This window comes from Winogradskyella sp., from assembly GCF_045105575.1.
GTDB lineage: Bacteria > Bacteroidota > Bacteroidia > Flavobacteriales > Flavobacteriaceae > Winogradskyella.
Map to the genome: position 1 here is coordinate 51,296 of NZ_JBGCDQ010000028.1, position 17,707 is coordinate 69,002.

General features: G+C 34.2%; 20 protein-coding genes. 11 read left to right on the top strand and 9 right to left on the bottom strand.

Annotated features, from left to right (window positions below; all coding sequences use genetic code 11):
• Nucleotides 1-33 precede the first annotated feature (33 nt).
• Both AB8B52_RS07360 and AB8B52_RS07365 read left to right on the top strand, forming a co-directional pair.
• On the top strand, nucleotides 34-1,011 hold the full coding sequence (locus AB8B52_RS07360) for an FAD:protein FMN transferase (protein ID WP_406026704.1): 978 nt from the start codon (nucleotides 34-36) through the stop codon (nucleotides 1,009-1,011).
• A 135-nt stretch (nucleotides 1,012-1,146) separates the two neighbouring features.
• Nucleotides 1,147-2,433 (top strand): hypothetical protein, encoded by a 1,287-nt coding sequence (locus tag AB8B52_RS07365; RefSeq protein ID WP_406026706.1) that lies wholly within the window; start codon nucleotides 1,147-1,149, stop codon nucleotides 2,431-2,433.
• A 43-nt stretch (nucleotides 2,434-2,476) separates the two neighbouring features.
• On the opposite strand, the gene AB8B52_RS07370 is transcribed toward AB8B52_RS07365, so the two are convergent.
• From AB8B52_RS07370 to map, 4 genes are all read right to left on the bottom strand, one after another.
• On the bottom strand, nucleotides 2,477-2,845 hold the full coding sequence (locus AB8B52_RS07370; protein WP_406026708.1) for a DUF423 domain-containing protein: 369 nt from the start codon (nucleotides 2,843-2,845) through the stop codon (nucleotides 2,477-2,479).
• 25 nt (nucleotides 2,846-2,870) lie between these two features.
• Complete coding sequence (locus AB8B52_RS07375; protein ID WP_406026710.1) at nucleotides 2,871-3,656, bottom strand: class I SAM-dependent methyltransferase; 786 nt, start codon at nucleotides 3,654-3,656, stop codon at nucleotides 2,871-2,873.
• A gap of 25 nt (nucleotides 3,657-3,681) precedes the next feature.
• Nucleotides 3,682-4,059 carry a GxxExxY protein gene (locus AB8B52_RS07380; RefSeq protein ID WP_406026711.1) on the bottom strand — a complete coding sequence of 126 codons (378 nt, stop codon included), beginning with the start codon at nucleotides 4,057-4,059 and terminating at the stop codon, nucleotides 3,682-3,684.
• Between the two features lie 155 nt (nucleotides 4,060-4,214).
• Nucleotides 4,215-5,033, bottom strand: a complete 819-nt coding sequence (map, locus tag AB8B52_RS07385; RefSeq protein ID WP_406026713.1) for a type I methionyl aminopeptidase — start codon at nucleotides 5,031-5,033, stop codon at nucleotides 4,215-4,217.
• A 126-nt stretch (nucleotides 5,034-5,159) separates the two neighbouring features.
• Between map and AB8B52_RS07390 the strand changes: the two genes are divergently transcribed.
• Entirely contained in the window at nucleotides 5,160-6,425 is a 1,266-nt protein-coding gene (locus AB8B52_RS07390; RefSeq protein WP_406026715.1) for an acetyl-CoA hydrolase/transferase family protein, read from the top strand.
• Here the strand turns inward: AB8B52_RS07390 and AB8B52_RS07395 are convergent.
• Together AB8B52_RS07395 and gpmI are read right to left on the bottom strand one after the other, a co-directional pair.
• Entirely contained in the window at nucleotides 6,422-6,820 is a 399-nt protein-coding gene (locus tag AB8B52_RS07395; protein WP_406026717.1) for a BT0820 family HAD-type phosphatase, read from the bottom strand. The two genes, AB8B52_RS07390 and AB8B52_RS07395, sit on opposite strands and share 4 nt — an antisense overlap.
• Nucleotides 6,821-6,957: 137 nt before the next feature.
• Complete coding sequence (gene gpmI, locus AB8B52_RS07400; RefSeq protein WP_406026719.1) at nucleotides 6,958-8,475, bottom strand: 2,3-bisphosphoglycerate-independent phosphoglycerate mutase; 1,518 nt, start codon at nucleotides 8,473-8,475, stop codon at nucleotides 6,958-6,960.
• 264 nt (nucleotides 8,476-8,739) lie between these two features.
• Here gpmI and AB8B52_RS07405 point away from each other — a divergent pair, with 264 nt between their 5' ends.
• Entirely contained in the window at nucleotides 8,740-9,138 is a 399-nt protein-coding gene (locus tag AB8B52_RS07405; protein ID WP_406026720.1) for an ankyrin repeat domain-containing protein, read from the top strand.
• Between the two features lie 44 nt (nucleotides 9,139-9,182).
• Here the strand turns inward: AB8B52_RS07405 and AB8B52_RS07410 are convergent, their stop codons facing one another.
• Entirely contained in the window at nucleotides 9,183-9,950 is a 768-nt protein-coding gene (locus AB8B52_RS07410) for a M48 family metalloprotease (protein WP_406026722.1), read from the bottom strand.
• A gap of 152 nt (nucleotides 9,951-10,102) precedes the next feature.
• Between AB8B52_RS07410 and AB8B52_RS07415 the strand changes: the two genes are divergently transcribed.
• Nucleotides 10,103-10,528 (top strand): GNAT family N-acetyltransferase, encoded by a 426-nt coding sequence (locus AB8B52_RS07415; protein WP_406026724.1) that lies wholly within the window; start codon nucleotides 10,103-10,105, stop codon nucleotides 10,526-10,528.
• Nucleotides 10,529-10,541: 13 nt separating this feature from the next.
• On the opposite strand, the gene AB8B52_RS07420 is transcribed toward AB8B52_RS07415, so the two are convergent.
• Entirely contained in the window at nucleotides 10,542-11,063 is a 522-nt protein-coding gene (locus AB8B52_RS07420) for a hypothetical protein (RefSeq protein ID WP_406026726.1), read from the bottom strand.
• Nucleotides 11,064-11,117: 54 nt separating this feature from the next.
• Nucleotides 11,118-11,816 carry a dipeptidase PepE gene (pepE, locus tag AB8B52_RS07425; RefSeq protein ID WP_406026767.1) on the bottom strand — a complete coding sequence of 233 codons (699 nt, stop codon included), beginning with the start codon at nucleotides 11,814-11,816 and terminating at the stop codon, nucleotides 11,118-11,120.
• Between the two features lie 148 nt (nucleotides 11,817-11,964).
• Here pepE and AB8B52_RS07430 point away from each other — a divergent pair, with 148 nt between their 5' ends.
• The 6 genes from AB8B52_RS07430 to AB8B52_RS07455 all read left to right on the top strand — a co-directional run bounded on the left by AB8B52_RS07430 (nucleotide 11,965) and on the right by AB8B52_RS07455 (nucleotide 17,665).
• Entirely contained in the window at nucleotides 11,965-12,774 is an 810-nt protein-coding gene (locus AB8B52_RS07430) for a carboxypeptidase-like regulatory domain-containing protein (protein ID WP_406026728.1), read from the top strand.
• On the top strand, nucleotides 12,761-13,555 hold the full coding sequence (locus tag AB8B52_RS07435; RefSeq protein WP_406026730.1) for a hypothetical protein: 795 nt from the start codon (nucleotides 12,761-12,763) through the stop codon (nucleotides 13,553-13,555). The genes AB8B52_RS07430 and AB8B52_RS07435 overlap by 14 nt, the downstream gene beginning before the upstream one ends.
• Nucleotides 13,542-14,351 carry a hypothetical protein gene (locus AB8B52_RS07440; RefSeq protein ID WP_406026732.1) on the top strand — a complete coding sequence of 270 codons (810 nt, stop codon included), beginning with the start codon at nucleotides 13,542-13,544 and terminating at the stop codon, nucleotides 14,349-14,351. The genes AB8B52_RS07435 and AB8B52_RS07440 overlap by 14 nt, the downstream gene beginning before the upstream one ends.
• Nucleotides 14,352-14,400: 49 nt before the next feature.
• The gene (locus AB8B52_RS07445) at nucleotides 14,401-14,904 is read left to right on the top strand and encodes a DUF6702 family protein (RefSeq protein ID WP_406026734.1); all 504 of its coding nucleotides are present in this window, start codon (nucleotides 14,401-14,403) and stop codon (nucleotides 14,902-14,904) included.
• A 68-nt stretch (nucleotides 14,905-14,972) separates the two neighbouring features.
• A complete protein-coding gene (locus AB8B52_RS07450; RefSeq protein ID WP_406026736.1) occupies nucleotides 14,973-17,270 on the top strand; it encodes a M1 family metallopeptidase in 2,298 nt (765 codons plus the stop codon).
• A 104-nt stretch (nucleotides 17,271-17,374) separates the two neighbouring features.
• Nucleotides 17,375-17,665 carry a twin-arginine translocase TatA/TatE family subunit gene (locus tag AB8B52_RS07455; protein ID WP_406026738.1) on the top strand — a complete coding sequence of 97 codons (291 nt, stop codon included), beginning with the start codon at nucleotides 17,375-17,377 and terminating at the stop codon, nucleotides 17,663-17,665.
• Nucleotides 17,666-17,707 lie beyond the last annotated feature (42 nt).

Here is a 17,707-nt window from a genome sequence, read left to right on the forward strand (position 1 = left end):
GGCATGAGGAAAATTGAAGCTAATAAAAAATATATGAAACACATACTTTACTTATTATGCATTGTCTTACTAGTATCTTGCGAAAAAGAGCTAAAAATCATTAAAACATCGGGTCCTGTTTTTGGAACAGCCTACAATATTCAATTTGCTTCTACAGAAGAAACTAATTATCAGCAGCAATTTGATAGTCTTTTTAATGTGGTGAATAACTCTATGTCAACCTACATTCCAAATTCTATAATTTCAAGATTAAATAGAGGTGAAGATGTGGCTGTGGATGCCCATTTTCTTCGTGTATTTAATAGTGCAAAAACCATTTATAGAAGTACACAAGGCGCTTTTGACCCAACCATAGGTGCCGTTGTAAACGCTTGGGATTTTGGTCCAGAAGGTAAAATTACAAATATAGATAGCACAGCAATTGATAGTTTAATGAAATCTGTTGGTTTTAACAGAATGGGTTTACAGAAGAATAGGGTTATTAAAAGTAATCAGTCGTTTTTAGATTTCAATGCCATCGCTAAAGGTTATGGTGTCGATGCGATTGCCCAATTTTTAGAACAAAAAAATGTAACTGATTATTTAGTAGAAATTGGTGGTGAAATGCGTACCAAAGGCATAAATATTGAAAAAAAATCAGCTTGGACCGTTGGTATTTTTGATCCAAACTTTGAAGGACCTGACTCCTATTCCAAAGTAATCGATTTAAAAGATCAAAGCATGGCCACCTCTGGTACTTATAGAAAATTTAAAATTGACGAGAATGGCAATCGTTACGCACACATTATAGATACCAAAACAGGTTATCCAACTAAAACAAACATTCTAAGTGTTTCCGTCATCGCAGAGGATTGTATGACTGCAGATGCTTATGCCACTGCATTTCAAGCCATGGGAATTAAAAAAGTATCGGAATTCGTAGAAAGACGACCAGAGTTAAAGGTGTATTTCATTTATGAGGATGATGATAATACATTACAAACGTTGAGTTTGAATGGTTTTCCTGAATAAAAAAGTAATTACGAATAGCAAAATTTTACAGAATAGCCCTAATATTGAGTATAGTGTCGATAAACTTTCGATGTTTCTTTTATTTTCAATAATTTTTAACGCTTACAAAAGTGTCAAAATATTAAAAGTTTACGCATGAAACTAAAATTTGTAATCCTATGTTTTATTGTTAGTCTTCCTGTACTAATGTCAAGTCAAACTAACAGTGAAATTGCAGGTGTATATATAGAGCGTTCAGAAAAGCATTTCTACGATTTAGAAATTGACAAGGCCTTAGATATTTTTAATAAGGCTTTAAAGTATATGGATAGTGTACCTAATAGTCGTGTCGCCAAATTAGGAACACTCCTTCACTTTGAGCATCAAAAATATTTTGAAGCACGCTCTTATGCTAGATCTTATTTTGAATTGGAAGAAGATAAATCATCCGAGGATTACCAAACGATGTTGGCCACATTTGTTGATATACAAGAAGAAATTGAATCTTACATCGCGGAACAAAAGGCTTTAGAATTAAAACGTCAGGCTGAGGATAGAGCTGCTCAACGTTTAGATTCTTTAAATACATTATGGTTAGATAAGTCTAAGGCATTTGCTGTTGTTGCTGATAGTATTTATCAGTTTAACAAATACAATTTAGCGGTTTTTTCTAAGAATGGGCAGTTGGGTATCATAGATGATGTCGGTAATATTGTAGAACAACCACAAGCATATAAATATGTTATTACTTACGATGGCTACATACTTTTTTTAGATAAAGAAACGAATCCAACAAAAATTTTTGTCTACAATTGTGTCAATAGAAAAGGGAGATTACTTCCACAGGTGTCTATTTTAGATTCAAATGCAACAAATTATGGTAAAGTGATGTTACCTAGAGCAAATGGTCTAATAGTGACCTACCCAAATACTACAAGCAAAGCTTTTGTTTACAATATAGAAGAAAAATTATTTTCAGATATTGAAGATCTAAAAGAATTTTTAAAAACATTGAAGAAAAACGACATTATCGAAAAATATAAAGATGAGCAAGTACGCATTAATAAAACTTGGCTTACATTAGGAAGTCATCTCGGAGCTCAAATTTATGAGCTTTATGATTTAGATTCGCAACGGTTTGGATACTTAAATACAGCAAACGGAAGGGTTTGGGATGTTAATACGTATAATTTTTTAGGCGGTTTTTATAATGGTAATTTTGAATTAATTGAGGATGGAAAACGTTTTTGGGCAGATGAAGAAGGTTTAAGACGCGAAACTAATGTAAACGAAAATGGGATTTATAATGGTGCTTCAAGATTTGTGAAAAACACGGATGGTACTTACGCTATAATTCAAAATAGAAATGGTAAAGATTTTTTGGTGCTTGGCGATGCGGCATTGTTAAATCAAAAACATTTTGTTGATGAAGCTACGAAATGATAGTTTTATGAAACTAGCAACCGCATTTAACTACAGTGTCTAATTAAAGATTCTGTAAGAGTAATAATAACCAACCTACCACCAAAAGCAATCCTCCAAGTGGAGTAACAGGGCCTAAAAATCCCAACTTTCTACCCTTAGCGTCAGAGAGTACCAATCCGTAAATACTAAACGAAAATAGTATAATCCCAATAGTAAAACACCAATAAGTGGCAGTGCTAACGAAATCAGAGTTAAAGCCTAAAACGAGTAAAACAATAGCGTGATACATCTGATATTTTACACCAACTTCAAAACTATGTAGTTGGTCTTTAGACAATATTTTCTTTAAAGCATGTGCGCCAAAAGCACCAAATATTACGGATAGCATTCCAAATAAAGCAGCAGTAATAATTATAATTTGTTGTGTCATTGGTTATGGGTGTTAAAAGCTATTTTTATTTATAGACTACAGGAATAATTTCCCCTTTAGCCAGTCTGTATTTATCAATAGCATCTTCTGAAAGTTGAGCCGTATAATCTACTTCTTCAACCCTAAAACCAATAGAACGCAGCTTATCAAAATAATCACGACCATAAATACGAACATGATCGTATTGTCCGAAAATTTTAGCACGTTCAGCTTTATCAGTGATTGAATCATCTTCAAACGTTTCAGCACGATTTAAATCTTGTGGAATTTGAAAAACACCATAACTACCAGGTTTCATAACTCTGTATAATTCTTGCATCGCTTTAGTGTCGTCAGGTATATGTTCTAAAACATGATTGCATAAAATCACATCATAGCTATTATCGTCAAAAGGAAGATCGCAAATATCTGCTTTAACATCTGCAATAGGCGAGAGCAGATCTGTCGTAGTATAATCGATATTTTTAAGTTTTCTAAAGCGTTTTAAAAAACATTGCTCTGGCGCAAAATGAAGTACCCGAAGTGCTGAACTTGATTCAGGATCTCTTGTAAAAAAATCAGTTTCGTTTTTAAGATATAGCCATAATAAGCGATGACGCTCAAGGCTTAATGTAGAGGGTGAAAGCACATTTGGTCGTTGTTTGCCGTAACCATAAGGTAAAAAGGTTTTAAACCGCTTGCCATCTATTGGGTCTGTATAGGTATTTCCTTTTAAGACGAATGTTAAAATAGGACGTGCTAGGTAGCTTAGCCTTATGAGTAGAGGTCTTGGGATGGTGTTTAGGATTAATTTAAAGAGTTTTTTTGACACGAATTACACGAATTTTCACAAATCGCTAAAGAACGATTCTTTTATATTTTAAACTATCTTCTCCAAAGTTAATGAGAAGTCCTAATTTTAATTTTGAAACGGCTAAATAATTTAATGTTTGTTTAAGATGTGCTGAAACTAAGCAATCAATCGCCTTAATTTCTAGTACAATTTTATCCTCAACAATAAAATCTGCTTTGTATTTATGCGGTAAAATATTTCCTTTATAGCTAATAGCGAATTTTGTCTCTCTGGAATACTTTATATCGTTATCAATAAATTCAATTTCTAAGGCATCTGCGTATACAACTTCATTAAACCCTTTTCCTAATTGGTTATGTACTTCCATACATATTCCAATTATTTTATAAGCTTCCTCTTTATAAATTAAATTTTGAGTCATTAATTCTTTCGATTTATTTGTTAAAGAAACGAACAAAATCATTAAATTTTTATCGAACTATTTGATTTAGATAGTTTTAAACTCCTTATTCAAATCTAAGTAATTTTTCATCACTCCGATTAGTGAAAATTCGTGTAATTCGTGTCAAAAAAAAATTACAACACCAAAGGCTTCTGTCTATAAGCATCTTCCTCATCAGAAAGAATCCCAAGAGCCTCATGCACATACCCAAAAGTAGAAAGTATCTCAGGCTTCCCATCTACAATAGCAATATCATGCTCAAAATGTACACTTGGTTTGCCGTCTTGGGTTACAATGGTCCAACCATCGCTTAGTTGTTTTACTTTATGTGTTCCTAAATTGATCATAGGTTCAATAGCAACCACCATACCTTCAATAAACTTTTTGCCGCGACCGCGTTTTCCGTAGTTGGGCATTTCAGGATCTTCATGCATTTTTCTGCCTAATCCATGACCAACCAATTCTCTCACCACACCATAACCTTCGGCTTCACAAAATTGCTGAATCGCAAAACCAACGTCACCAACACGATTACCACGTTTTAATTCAGCAATACCAACATAAAGAGATGCTTTGGTAATTCTAATTAATTTCTTAGTTTCTTCAGCAACGTTACCTATTTCAAAAGTATAGGCATGATCGCCATAAAAGCCATTCATAAAAGAGCCACAATCTACAGAAACAATATCACCATCTTTTAATGGAATATCAGTAGGTAAACCATGGACAACAGCTTCGTTAACACTACATAATAAGGTAGACGGACAATCGTAAAGTCCTTTAAAGCCAGGCAACGCACCATGATCTCTAATAAATTCTTCGGCAATGGCATCTAAATGATTGGTGGTAACACCTTCTTTTATTTCCTTAGCGAGCATGCCTAAAGTTTTGGATACAATAAGCGCACTTTGACGCATTAACTCAATTTCTTCTGCCGTTTTTACTATAATCATGTCTTAAAATTGTTGAGCGTCAAAGATAGGTATAAATAATAATTTAATAATTCTTGAAAACATGATAAATAACAGTTTCTAAGCTAAGTATCTGTTATAAATTTGTAATCTAAATGTGAATCAACCATGTACAGAACCGTCACCGCAGAAGAAGCCTTAAAAGTTGTAAAATCTAATGATCGTATCTATATTCAAGCAGCTGCAGCTGCACCACAAACGCTTATAAAAGCATTGTCGGCAAGACATGAAGAATTACGAAATGTAGAAATATGTCAGCTCCATACCGAAGGTGAAGCTCCGTATGCTAATCCGGATTTAAGAGATAGTTTTCATGTGAATTCCTTCTTTATTGGAAATAATGTAAGACATACCTTAAAAGCAGGAAACGGCTCTTACACACCTGTATTTTTGAGTGAAGTGCCAAGGCTATTTCAACAAGGTATCGTTAATTTAGATGTGGTGTTAATTCATGTTTCTGTGCCAGACAAGCATGGCTATTGCTCATTAGGAGTTTCTATTGAGGCAACTTTGGCGGCTATTGACAATGCGAAGATTGTAATTGCTCAGGTAAATCCACAAATGCCAAGAACGCATGGTGCAGGCATTATTCATAATTCTGAAATCGATTACTTTGTAGAATCTGATGAAGCGCTCCCTACGCACCATATGGCAGAGCCTAATGCTATTGAAAATAAAATCGGTCGGTATGTCGCTGAATTAATTGAAGATCGCAGTACGTTGCAAATGGGGATTGGTTCTATTCCAAATGCTGTTTTAGCAAAATTGACCAATCATAAGGATTTGGGTTTGCATACAGAAATGTTTTCAGATGGTGTTATTGATTTAATTTTAAGTGATGTGATTAATGGGAATTATAAAAAGATTAATCGCGGACGTGCACTCACTACTTTTCTAATGGGATCTAAACGTTTGTATGATTATGTGGATGACAATCCTTTTGTGGAAATGCGTGCATCAAACTATACTAACAATGCCGCTTATATTAAGCAAAATCCAAAAATGGTAGCTATAAATTCTGCAATTGAAGTCGATTTAACTGGTCAGGTGTGTGCAGATTCAATAGGGTCTAGTATGTATTCTGGTGTTGGTGGACAAATGGACTTTATTAGAGGAGCCTCTCTAAGTCAAGGAGGTAAAGCGATCATAGCCTTACCATCTGTCACTAAAAAAGGAATCAGTAGAATTGTAGCTTCGTTAAAAACTGGCGCTGGAGTGGTAACCACAAGAGCTCATGTACATTATGTGGTTACTGAATATGGTGTGGCTAATTTATATGGAAAAACTATAAAGAATCGTGTGAAGGCTTTAGTAGATATTGCGCATCCTGATCACAGAGCAGAGCTTGAAAAATCGTATTTTAATAAGATCTAAAACTGCCACCATTTTTTTGAAGGAGCTGTAATAGTTGGTTTTTCTTTGGTGATGATTTGGTAGACTTCTCCCCAACCTAAAATGCCTCCAATATTACGATCGTCTATAAAAATGTCGGCATGTATTTTTCGACTGCGACTGTAGTCATATTTTTCTTCCGGAAAACTGGCATTAACAGCATAAAATTCGATACCATTTTCTTTACAAAAAGCAACTGCTTCGTCAAGTTTATTACCAGATCTATAAGTCCATAAGATTAAGCGATGACCGTCATCTTGAAGCCGTTTTAAGGTTTCGAATGCAAAAATACGTGTTTTTCCAATTTTTGGATAGGCATCTTCTACAATGGTGCCATCAAAATCTACCGCTACTATTAATCTATTTTCAAAATTCATGATACTAATAAATTGGAACGCAAAGTTACAATATTAAGTGCTTTATACCAATTTGAATATCCAATCTTGTATTGCGAAATTGAATTCCTTCTCGATGAATTAAAAACACAATAAATGGTCTCTGCGCTTAACATTAATTAAACCAAACTTTCCTGTGTCATTACTTTTGGTTGAGGCACACCTATGAGTTTTAAAATGGTAGGAGCAATGTCTCCCAAAATACCATCCTTAATATGTTTAAGGTCTTTATCAATTAAAATAACAGGAACAGGATTTGTAGTATGAGCAGTATTTGGTGAACCGTCTGGGTTAATCATTGTTTCACAATTACCATGGTCTGCAATTAAAATGGTAGTGTAGTCATTTTCTAAAGCTGTGGTAATGACCTTTTTTACGCAAGTATCAACAGCTTCGCATGCTTTTATAGCTGCTTCCATCACACCTGTATGGCCCACCATATCTCCATTGGCAAAATTGAGACATACAAAATCCACCTCACTTTTTTCCAGTTCTGGCACCAAGGCCTCTGTTAATTCAAAAGCACTCATTTCTGGTTTTAAATCGTAAGTGGCTACTTTTGGCGAGTTTTTTAAAATGCGCGTTTCGCCTTCAAAGGCTTGTTCTTGTCCGCCTGAAAAGAAAAAGGTAACATGTGGATACTTTTCTGTTTCGGCAATTCTAATTTGCTTTTTATGGTGTTTTTCTAAAACTTCGCCCAGAGTTTCCGAAAGGTTGTCTTTATTAAAAATAACATTCATGCCAGTAAAACTGTCGTCATAATTAGTCATCGTGACGTAATGCAGTTTCATTTTGTGCATGTTAAACTCGTGGAAATCTTTTTGAGTTAAGGCTTCCGTTAATTGGCGACCACGATCTGTTCTGAAATTGAAAAAGATAACAACGTCATCCTCTTTAATGGTAGCCACAGGTTCTTGGTTTTGATCTGAAATGATTAAAGGTTTTATAAATTCATCTGTAACATCATTTTCATAATTCGTCTGAATAGCGTTTAAAACATCTTGCGTTTTTTCGCCTTCTCCATTTACTAAAGCATCGTAAGCGAGTTTTACGCGTTCCCAGCGTTTATCTCTATCCATAGCATAATAACGACCTGTTACAGTGGCTAGTTTTGCTGAAGTGTTTTTTATGTGATCTTCTAATTCTGAAATAAAACCATAACCAGACTTTGGATCTACATCTCTACCGTCTGTAAAGGCATGGACAAATACATTTTCTAGTCCGTAATCGTTAGTGGCATTTAACAGTCCGAAAAGATGGTTAATATGAGAATGTACACCACCATCGCTCACTAAACCAAGTAAATGCACATTTTTATTGTTAGTTTTTGCGTATTCGAAAGCTGATTTTAAAACGACCTCCTCACGTAAAGTTTTATGTTTTACCGCTAAATTAATCTTTACCAAATCTTGGTATACAATGCGGCCAGCACCTAAATTCATATGGCCAACTTCGCTGTTTCCCATTTGTCCTTCTGGTAAGCCAACATGAAGCCCATCAGTTCTTAAACTAGCATTGGGATACGTGGTGTAAAGTGCATCTATAAATGGAGTTTGTGCATTATCTATTGCAGATACTTTAGGGTCGGGCGATTTTCCCCAACCATCTAAAATCATCAAAATTACCTTCTTATTCATGTATTGCTATTTATTCTATTCAAATATAACACTTACTCGTGTATTTCAAATTTGTCAACCGTAAAAATAATAAATCGCGCATTTATTTTAAGAAGTAATAGGCTTGAGTTATCATATTGCATCTTAATTCAGTTGTTATTATTTCATTCATTTTCAAACTGTTAAAAGTATGTTATTTTATTTTTTAGATGTAACAACTTCAAATTATGGTCGTCTATTAAGTATAATCAAAAAACAAATCAATTAAATTTAAAATCTTTCATCATGAAAAAATCAACAGTAGCTTTGGCCTTAGCATTAGGCTTTTCAATTTTTAATTTAAATGCATCAAATGAGCTTCGGGTTTCAATGCAGAGCGCATCATCTTTACAACAAACGATTGAAATCAGTCCATTATGTAAAGCAGTTGCCACTGGTAACACAGACGAAGTCAATAGATTGATTGGTAATGGAGCAGATGTCAATGCTAAATCTAATGGCATGATGCCTATTCATTATGCGGCAAAATACAATCGTGTAGAACTAATTAAGGTGTTAATTACTGCAGGTTCTGAGATTCACGAGTCTTGCGATAAAGGCTATACAGCATTACGACATGCAGAAAAATCTCATGCCAAAGACGCAGCATTATTCTTAAAACGTTTTAAAAAGAAAACAGCCTAACACATAGGCTATTATTTGAGTTAGTTAGTTGAAAAAGCGTCTGTTTAAGACGCTTTTTTGTATTTGTTAATAGCTTCTCGTATTTTTTCAATTCTATTTTCTGGATCTGGATGTGTGCTTTGCATTTCTGGCACACGATTTGGCCCTGCAGCCGCTTTTAAAATTTTCATAACTCCAATCATTTCTTCAGGATTGTAGCCAGCATCCATCATAATCATCACTCCGAGTTCGTCACTTTCCAATTCATCATCTCTTCCGTTTTTAAGAAGTGTACCATTACCAATTTGAGATGCTACTGCACCCATATCTACGGCTCCGGCTCCCATAACAAAATACTTCCAAAAATCAGCTTGCGTAATACGTTCGTTAGAGTGTTTGCCCAATACATGTCCAATTTCATGACCTAAAACTCCAGCAAGTTGGTCTTCATTTTCAAGTTGCGAAAATAAAGCTTGCGTAATATAAATTTGGCCACCAGGTAAGGCAAAAGCATTAATAGTATTATCGTCTGCTAGTAAATGAAACTCATATCTATAAGGGGTGTTTTTTGCTAAACTACTTTGCACTAATTTGTTTCCCACATTATCTACGAGCGCTTGGTAATCGCCTCTAGGATGCAGACCTCCATGTTGTTGCTCCATACCAGGAGCACTTTGCAAACCTATAGCAATCTCCTGATCTGGCGATAAGGATATGGCTTGCGTACGACCTGTATAAGGGTTGGTTTCTTTTTGGCTACACCGACGAATAAAGGCAAACGCGATAATAGCGACACCAATAAAAATACGGACTTTAAAATTTCCTCTTCTCATAAATGATTGATTTAATAAGTTCAATGTACAAAAGTTTGACACAATAAGTATTTAAAACTCAACTGTTTTGCTAAAATAGATATGGTTTATAAGTTTTAGTAAAAATTTAAAACCGTATGAAATACGTACTTTTATACTATTAATATTACGACATGGACTATCAATTCAAAATTATACCAAACGAAAATTTAGATCAAATTATTCCGCTTGTTTTTAAACTTAACGAAGGCAAGGTGGACGAAGCTATTCTGAAAGAACGTTTCAATGAAATGAAACAACAAAACTACACATGTGCTGGTGTCTTTCTAGATAACGATTTAATTGCGATTACGGGTTTGTGGTTTTCTACACGGCATTATATTGGAAAATCTGTGGAGCTAGATCATGTTTACATAAAACCAGAACACAGAAATAAAGGCTTAGGCAAGGAATTTATGGCGTGGATACAAAATTATGTATCCCAAAAAGACTGTCAGTCTATGGAATTGAATACTTATGTTCAAAATTATCCGTCGCACAAGTTTTACTATAACCAAGGTTATGAAATTTTAGGGTATCACTTTTTGAAAAAGCTTTAATAATTGCTTGATTTTAAAACACTTTCCGAGATAGTGGCATCGTTATAATATCAAACTTTTCATCAAATTCAGGACTTCTTAAAATGGTTTTTAAGTCATTTTTATGACGTCTATTTTTAATAAGAATTTCAAATTTATGGGTGTCGCCAGATGTTTCTGTAATTTCTAAATAATTTTTGTTTCCATAGATGGAATGGGTAGCCCAACTTCCATAATCGAGATAGTTGAGTCCAATATGCTCAAGTTGCTCAAGAGCAATATGTTTATTCAAATCATTTTTTTCAACAGCTATGTGCGCTTTGGTGATTCTAAGCGTACCGATTTTTTTTGGCTTAATAAACGATTGACCAAACAAAAAATAAATACCACTAATGTAAATGGCAAGTGCTACAAATTTTAAATAGATATTTTGATTTTCCTTATCATATAGAAAAATATAAAACGTAGAAATTAAATATAAAATGCCAAAAATAATTACAGTGATTTTATTGTAGGCTTTAGTTTTTACAATTTGAGTTTCAAAAGCGGTTTCCATACTGTTTTTTATGTAATGATTGATGAAATTAGTGTCAGGTTTTTTTTCTAAGTATTATGACAAAAAACCTAAATCCGATGCTGTGGCAATTTCATAAGGCGCTTTATTATATTCAAAAATACGCGCTTCTAAAGTGCCTTTTAAGGTGAGTTGGTTCCCCTTAACTTCAATCCAACTGCCTTCGCGCAAGCCAATAACTGGTGGTGTGTTGTAGGCATGGAATTCTTTTATTCGTGTTTCTCGTGTTTCGCCCATATGTTTGCTGCCTTCAATTGGATCTAAATAATGTGGATTGATATTAAAAGGTACTAATCCTAAGGTTTTAAAACTTGGAGGATATACAATAGGCATATCATTTGTAGTGTGCATGGTTAATCCGCAAATATTGCTACCAGCACTTGTGCCTAGATATGGAGTGCCGTTTTTTATAGCATTTTTAATGGGCAACAAAACAGAATTCTTATATAGCTGAGACACTAAAACAAAAGTGTTGCCACCTCCAACAAAAATCCCTTTTGCATTTGTTATAGCGGTCTCTGGACTTTCAAATTCGTGAATTCCTTTTACAGTTTTACCAATGTTTTTAAACGCTTTAACTGCTATGGTTGTATACTCATTATGAGAAATGCCTCTAGGTCTTGCATATGGAATAAATAGAATTTCTTCTGTAGATTTAAAATGTATTTTAAGTCTGTCTAAAAGGTATTCTAAATAACCACTTCCGTGAATGGTTGAGGTACTCGCTATAAGCATTGATTTCAAAATAGAAGTATTTTAGTATTAAAAATTAAAGAAAAATAAAGGTTTTGTTGAGGCTTCATTACTATTTAACAAACATTTATTAACAGATTACTATGAAAAGTTAAGAATAAAGTCGAAATTTACTACAACCGCAATTATTATGAAAAAAATAGTACTCATTTTATTTACATTTTTTGCCTTATCAGCCATTGGTCAAGACATTAAAAGAATACCTATTAATGGTAAAATTATTGTTTCAACAGAAGATAAGGAAGGAGTTACGGTATATAACTCGTCTTCCAATCAAGGAGCAGTTACAGACAAAGATGGTTACTTTAAACTTAGTGTGGCACTAAATGATGTTGTTCAGTTTGGTGCATTGCAGTTTCAAGATTTTACAGTAAGAATTTCAGAAAAAATTATTAACTCTAAACGTTTAACAGTAATTCTTGTTGAAGAAGTGAATAAATTAGATGAGGTGGTTATTTTACCGTTTGATCTTACAGGAAATTTTAATGCAGATTTAGAAAACGTAAGAACCTATAACGTCAGTCTTGATGATGTGTATTTTGGATTGGACCATATTGAAGATTTTGAATTCTCTGCAGATTATAAAACTAGAGCCGATAATTTGGCGTTTAATGAAAATAATCCGAGTGTAGAAAATATGGTAAACCTAGTCAATGTGGCAGGTTTTTTACTCAAACAAGTGGTTGGTATTGATAAAACTTCTAAAAAAGATGAAAAGTTAAAACTCACTCCTTTTAAGAAGGCCATTGACGAATACAGTATTAATTACATACATACCAATTTTAATATTCCTTTAAACCAAATCGAAGCATTTACCGATTTCGTTGAAAAAGCAGGAGTGGACGAAACCTTATTTGAAGACAACAAAGAGCTGCAACTTTTAGAACGCATTTCTGTTTTAAGTAAGTCGTTTTTAAAAGAGATAAGTGAAAAAGAGTAAACCGTTTTGTCTTTTTTTAATGGTTTTAACTTTGTTTTCTGTTGCCGCACAACAAAAAATACTGAAGGGACAGCTAATTGCCAATGATGATGTCGAAGGACTTCATATCCTCAATAAAACAGCAGTAAAATATACCATTTCAGATGAAAACGGAGGGTTTAATATGCCTGCGGAAGTTCTTGATAGGCTTTATGTTTCTGGTGTAAAATATCAGCCACAAGAAATTGTGATTACAGCAGACATGATGGCTAAAGGTGAATTAAGCATCAAACTTGTAGAAAATATAAATGTGCTTAATGAAGTGGTTGTCGGTAAAATTTTAACCGGAAGTTTAGAGTCTGATATTGAAAATTCTGATGCCAAGCCCGAAATTAATTTCTACGATTTGGGAATTCCAGGAAACACAAATTTACCACTAACTCAAAGCGAACAGCGTCTACACGACGCGGACCATGGGCAGTTTGTTTACTATTATGGAATCGGTCTCGCGATAAATGTGCATAAAATTTTAAACCGAGTTAACGGTGATACTAAAGAATACAAAGCACGTGTTAAAACCGAGTTTAACGAAAAATGTGTAAACAGGTTGAAAGATAATTATGCAAATACTATTTTTGAAGCTATCGAAATTCCTAAAAAACACCAAGCAGAGTTTTTTCAGTTTTGCCTAGAAGATGAAAATTTTAATGCCATATGCGCTGATGACAATGAGTTAAATGATGTCAGTTTTCTATTAGAAAAACTAAGTCGTTTTAAAAATCAATTAGATGAAGGGAAGTAAAATACTCATATACGCGGTTGCCTTTCTTTTAAGCCTTTTTGCAGAAGCGCAAACTAAAGAAATCAAAGGACAACTTATCGCAGATGATGAGGTAGAGGGACTTCATATTTTAAATAAAACAAATATAAAATATACCATATCTAACGAAGGTGGTAGTTTTGTGATTCCTGCAAGCGTATCAGATACGTTGGTCATTTCTGGTGTAAAGTATAAATTACAAGAGGTGATAATAAGTGCAGCCATGATGGAGGCGGAAAAAGTAAGGGTGACTCTTGTTGAAGACGTTAATGAGTTACGCGAAGTTGTGGTCGGCAAGATTTTAACAGGAAGTTTAGAGTCGGATTTAGAAAACTCTGATGCCGAACCTGAAATTAACTTTTACGACTTAGGTATTCCTGGATATACCGGAAAACAACTCACACAGAACGAACGTAAGCTTTTTGACGCCGATTCTGGACCAAATGGTTTTATAGGTGGAGGTCCTTTTGGTGCTGGCGCTGGAGTCAATCTTCATAAACTTTTAAACAAGGTAACTGGCAGAACAAAAAAGTTGAAAGCTATTGTAGAACTCGATAATAGAGATGCTTGCATACAACGTTTAAAAAATAATTACGAGTCGCTTATTTTTGAAAATGATACCTTAGCCGAAAATTTAAAAACCGAATATTATTTGTTTTGCCAAGAAGATGACGATTTCTTAACCTTGTGCCAGCAGAACAACGATATTAAGCTGATAGAATTTTTACAAGCAAAGCTCCTAATTTATAGAGAAAATCTAAATTCAGTAAAAGATTAATTTTCTGGAATACCTTTTGCTATTCCATTATGAATCCTAATACAAATCAATGACATTAAAATCCCTTTTATTCGCTTTTTTTCTTTTTCCTGTTTTAATTTCTAACAGTCATAAACATGAGTATTATGTGAGTGTCACGCAAATTGAATATTCCGAGAAACAACAATCACTTCAAATTATAAGTCAAATATTTATAGATGATTTTGAAACCTTATTGCGAAAGCGTTTTGATGAAACCATTACTTTAGACGCTGAAAATGAATCTGCTAGCATCGAAAAATACATGAATCGGTATTTAACCGATAAATTTAAAGTTGAAGTGAATGGCCAACCGGTAACCTTCAAATTTATAGGCAAAGAATACAAAGATGATATTACCTATTGTTATTTAGAAGTGGAGAATGTTTCAGATATAAAGTCTATTGCAGTCACCAATCAAATTTTATTTGATGCCTTTGCCGAGCAACAAAATATTCTACGTTTAAAGCTACTAAACAAAAACAAGAGCTTTTTGTTAGTGCCAGAAAACGATGCTTGCTTGTTAAACTTTTGAATAAAACCCTAATAAAGCCATCATAAATTACTAATTTAGTCCTCACATAAAAACACTAATAACTAACTATGAAATTTTTTAAGTATTTTTTATTTTCAATGCTTCTGGCATCTTACACGACTTATGCTCAAGACGAGGTTAAGGAAGAGCGCCAACAAGGGCACACTAACGAAAACAAATTCAAACAGTTATATGATGAATTTGCCACTCCAAATATGTTTAGAACAGGATCTGGAGCACCTGGTCCGGCTTATTATCAGCAACAAGCGGATTACAAAATGGATATTGAAATTGACGATGTCAATGCAAAATTGTACGGAGATGAAACCATTACTTATACGAACAATTCGCCAGACGATTTAAAATATCTTTGGGTACAATTAGATCAAAACATGCGTGCTAAAGATTCCAAGACTCCTTTAATAGGTAGTTCAGGAATTGCACCAGCATCATCATCTTCGGGAGCTGTAAGATCTTATTTAAAAGAGCGTTTTGATGGTGGATTTAATATAGAGCATGTTAAGGATGTTAATGGTAAAGATCTGCCTCATACCATCAACCGCACGATGATGCGTGTAGAATTACCAAATGTTATGAAATCTGGAGACCAATTTTCATTCCAAATAAAATGGTGGTACCAAATTAACAATCACGTTACAGATGGTGGTCGTTCTGGTTATGAGTATTTTGAAGAAAATGACAATCGCATTTACGTTATGGCACAGTTCTATCCACGTATGGCTGTTTATAATGATGTGGAAGGCTGGCAGAATTCTCAATTTTGGGGACGCGATGAGTTTGCATTACCATTTGGAGATTTTGACGTAAATATTACAGTACCTGCAGATCATATTTTAGATGGTACAGGCTATTTAGTTAATAGAGAAGAAGTGTTTACTAAAGATATGATGAAACGTTACAACAAAGCGAAAACATCATATGACGAACCTGTTATGATTGTGACGCAAAAGGAAGCAGAGAAAACAGAAAAATCGAAGAGTAAAGACAAACGAACTTGGAAACTGTCGGCACAAATGGTACGTGATTTTGGTTTCGCAACCTCTCGTAAGTTTTTGTGGGATATGATGGCAGTTAAAGTTGGTGATAAAGATGTTATGGCTGTATCAATGTATTCTAAAGAAGGGAATCCACTTTGGGAACAATGGTCAACTAAAGCCGTAGCAAGTACTTTAAAAACCTATTCACGTATGACGTTTGAATATCCTTACCACAAGGCTATTTCGGTTCACGCACCAATGGGAATGGAATATCCAATGATTTGTTACAATTTTGGTCGTCCAGATGAAAAAGGAAACTACTCTGATAGAACAAAATATGGTATGATTAGCGTTATTATACATGAAGTAGGACATAACTTTTTTCCGATGATTGTCAATAGTGACGAACGTCAATGGACTTGGATGGATGAAGGGTTAAATACCTTTTCTCAGTATGTCGCAGAACAAGATTTTGCAGAATGGTATCCAGCAGCGCTTTCGCCAACGGATAAAAAATATCCATCTCGTAGAGGACCTGCTAAAAATATTGTAAGATATATGGGAGGCAACCAAGATTATATTGCACCTATTATGACCAAAGGTTTAAACACGTACCAGTTTGGTAACAATGCTTACGGAAAGCCAGCAACGGCTTTAAATATCTTAAGAGAAACAATTATGGGTCGTGAGCTTTTTGATTATTCGTTTAGAGAATATGCGAATCGCTGGATGTTTAAGCACCCAACACCTGAAGATTTTTTCCGTACCATGGAAGATGCTTCTGCTGTAGATTTAGATTGGTTCTGGAGAGGTTGGTTTTACACAACGGATTATACCGATATCGGTATTAAAGAAGTTAAGAAATTTGCAGTAACAGGAACACCAAATGAAAATGGAAAACAATTAGCAGAGCGCTACAATAGAGATCCAAATAGTCTGGTTTACTTTATTGAAGAAGGAGCTGAAGGTTACGAGGATGCTATGAAGAATGCCGAAGCCATCGATAATTTGCCAACAGTAAAGGAATATATTATGGATAACTTTACTCCAGATGAGCAAAAAGCTTTAAAAAAATCCCCTAAATATTTTTATCAAGTTACTTTTAATAAGCCAGGTGGACTCGTAATGCCAATTATTGTTGAGTACACGTATGCAGATGGTACTAAAGAAAGAGAAACCTATCCTGCACAAATTTGGAGACTTAATGATAAAGAAGTGAGTAAGGCTAAAGCCAGTGATAAAGAGATTGTATCTATTATTGTAGATCCAGATTTAGAAACGGCTGATGTAGATACCAGTAATAATACTTGGCCTAAAGAGGTGAAGGAAAGTGAATTTGATAACTTTAAGAATAAGACGAAAGATTAATTACCCAACACGTCTCATGTTATAAACTAAAGCCGACTTTTTGAGTTGGCTTTTTTTATTTTTTATTTGAAGCACAATAATTACAAACTCACTATATTTGCAACGTGATACAACAACCAACATTATTATTTATAGGAGGTACCGAAATAGTCTTTGTACTGTTTATTGTGGTACTGGTCTTTGGTGCAGATAAACTACCTGAAATTGCACGTGGTTTAGGTAAAGGCATGCGTCAACTTAAAGATGCCACTAACGATATTAAGCACGAAGTCACTAAAAGTGCCAAAGAAAGTAATATTGTAGATACTGATGCTGCTAAAGGAATTCAAGATGAAATCAACAAAGTAAAAGATGATCTCGAAGATTTTACAGGATCGTTAAAGCGGAATAAGTAAGTGTTGATTGCGCTTCGTTTTGAGTTTTATACAAGCTAAAAT

What these genes read in the sequence shown, in the direction of transcription:
- AB8B52_RS07430 (WP_406026728.1), top strand. Translation starts at nt 11,965, where the DNA reads ATGAAAAAAATAGTACTCATTTTATTTACATTTTTTGCCTTATCAGCC.
- AB8B52_RS07410 (WP_406026722.1), bottom strand. Translation starts at nt 9,950, where the DNA reads ATGAGAAGAGGAAATTTTAAAGTCCGTATTTTTATTGGTGTCGCTATT.
- map (WP_406026713.1), bottom strand. Translation starts at nt 5,033, where the DNA reads ATGATTATAGTAAAAACGGCAGAAGAAATTGAGTTAATGCGTCAAAGT.
- AB8B52_RS07420 (WP_406026726.1), bottom strand. Translation starts at nt 11,063, where the DNA reads ATGGAAACCGCTTTTGAAACTCAAATTGTAAAAACTAAAGCCTACAAT.
- gpmI (WP_406026719.1), bottom strand. Translation starts at nt 8,475, where the DNA reads ATGAATAAGAAGGTAATTTTGATGATTTTAGATGGTTGGGGAAAATCG.
- AB8B52_RS07450 (WP_406026736.1), top strand. Translation starts at nt 14,973, where the DNA reads ATGAAATTTTTTAAGTATTTTTTATTTTCAATGCTTCTGGCATCTTAC.
- AB8B52_RS07370 (WP_406026708.1), bottom strand. Translation starts at nt 2,845, where the DNA reads ATGACACAACAAATTATAATTATTACTGCTGCTTTATTTGGAATGCTA.
- AB8B52_RS07380 (WP_406026711.1), bottom strand. Translation starts at nt 4,059, where the DNA reads ATGACTCAAAATTTAATTTATAAAGAGGAAGCTTATAAAATAATTGGA.
- AB8B52_RS07395 (WP_406026717.1), bottom strand. Translation starts at nt 6,820, where the DNA reads ATGAATTTTGAAAATAGATTAATAGTAGCGGTAGATTTTGATGGCACC.
- AB8B52_RS07405 (WP_406026720.1), top strand. Translation starts at nt 8,740, where the DNA reads ATGAAAAAATCAACAGTAGCTTTGGCCTTAGCATTAGGCTTTTCAATT.
- pepE (WP_406026767.1), bottom strand. Translation starts at nt 11,816, where the DNA reads ATGCTTATAGCGAGTACCTCAACCATTCACGGAAGTGGTTATTTAGAA.
- AB8B52_RS07365 (WP_406026706.1), top strand. Translation starts at nt 1,147, where the DNA reads ATGAAACTAAAATTTGTAATCCTATGTTTTATTGTTAGTCTTCCTGTA.
- AB8B52_RS07390 (WP_406026715.1), top strand. Translation starts at nt 5,160, where the DNA reads ATGTACAGAACCGTCACCGCAGAAGAAGCCTTAAAAGTTGTAAAATCT.
- AB8B52_RS07360 (WP_406026704.1), top strand. Translation starts at nt 34, where the DNA reads ATGAAACACATACTTTACTTATTATGCATTGTCTTACTAGTATCTTGC.
- AB8B52_RS07445 (WP_406026734.1), top strand. Translation starts at nt 14,401, where the DNA reads ATGACATTAAAATCCCTTTTATTCGCTTTTTTTCTTTTTCCTGTTTTA.
- AB8B52_RS07415 (WP_406026724.1), top strand. Translation starts at nt 10,103, where the DNA reads ATGGACTATCAATTCAAAATTATACCAAACGAAAATTTAGATCAAATT.
- AB8B52_RS07440 (WP_406026732.1), top strand. Translation starts at nt 13,542, where the DNA reads ATGAAGGGAAGTAAAATACTCATATACGCGGTTGCCTTTCTTTTAAGC.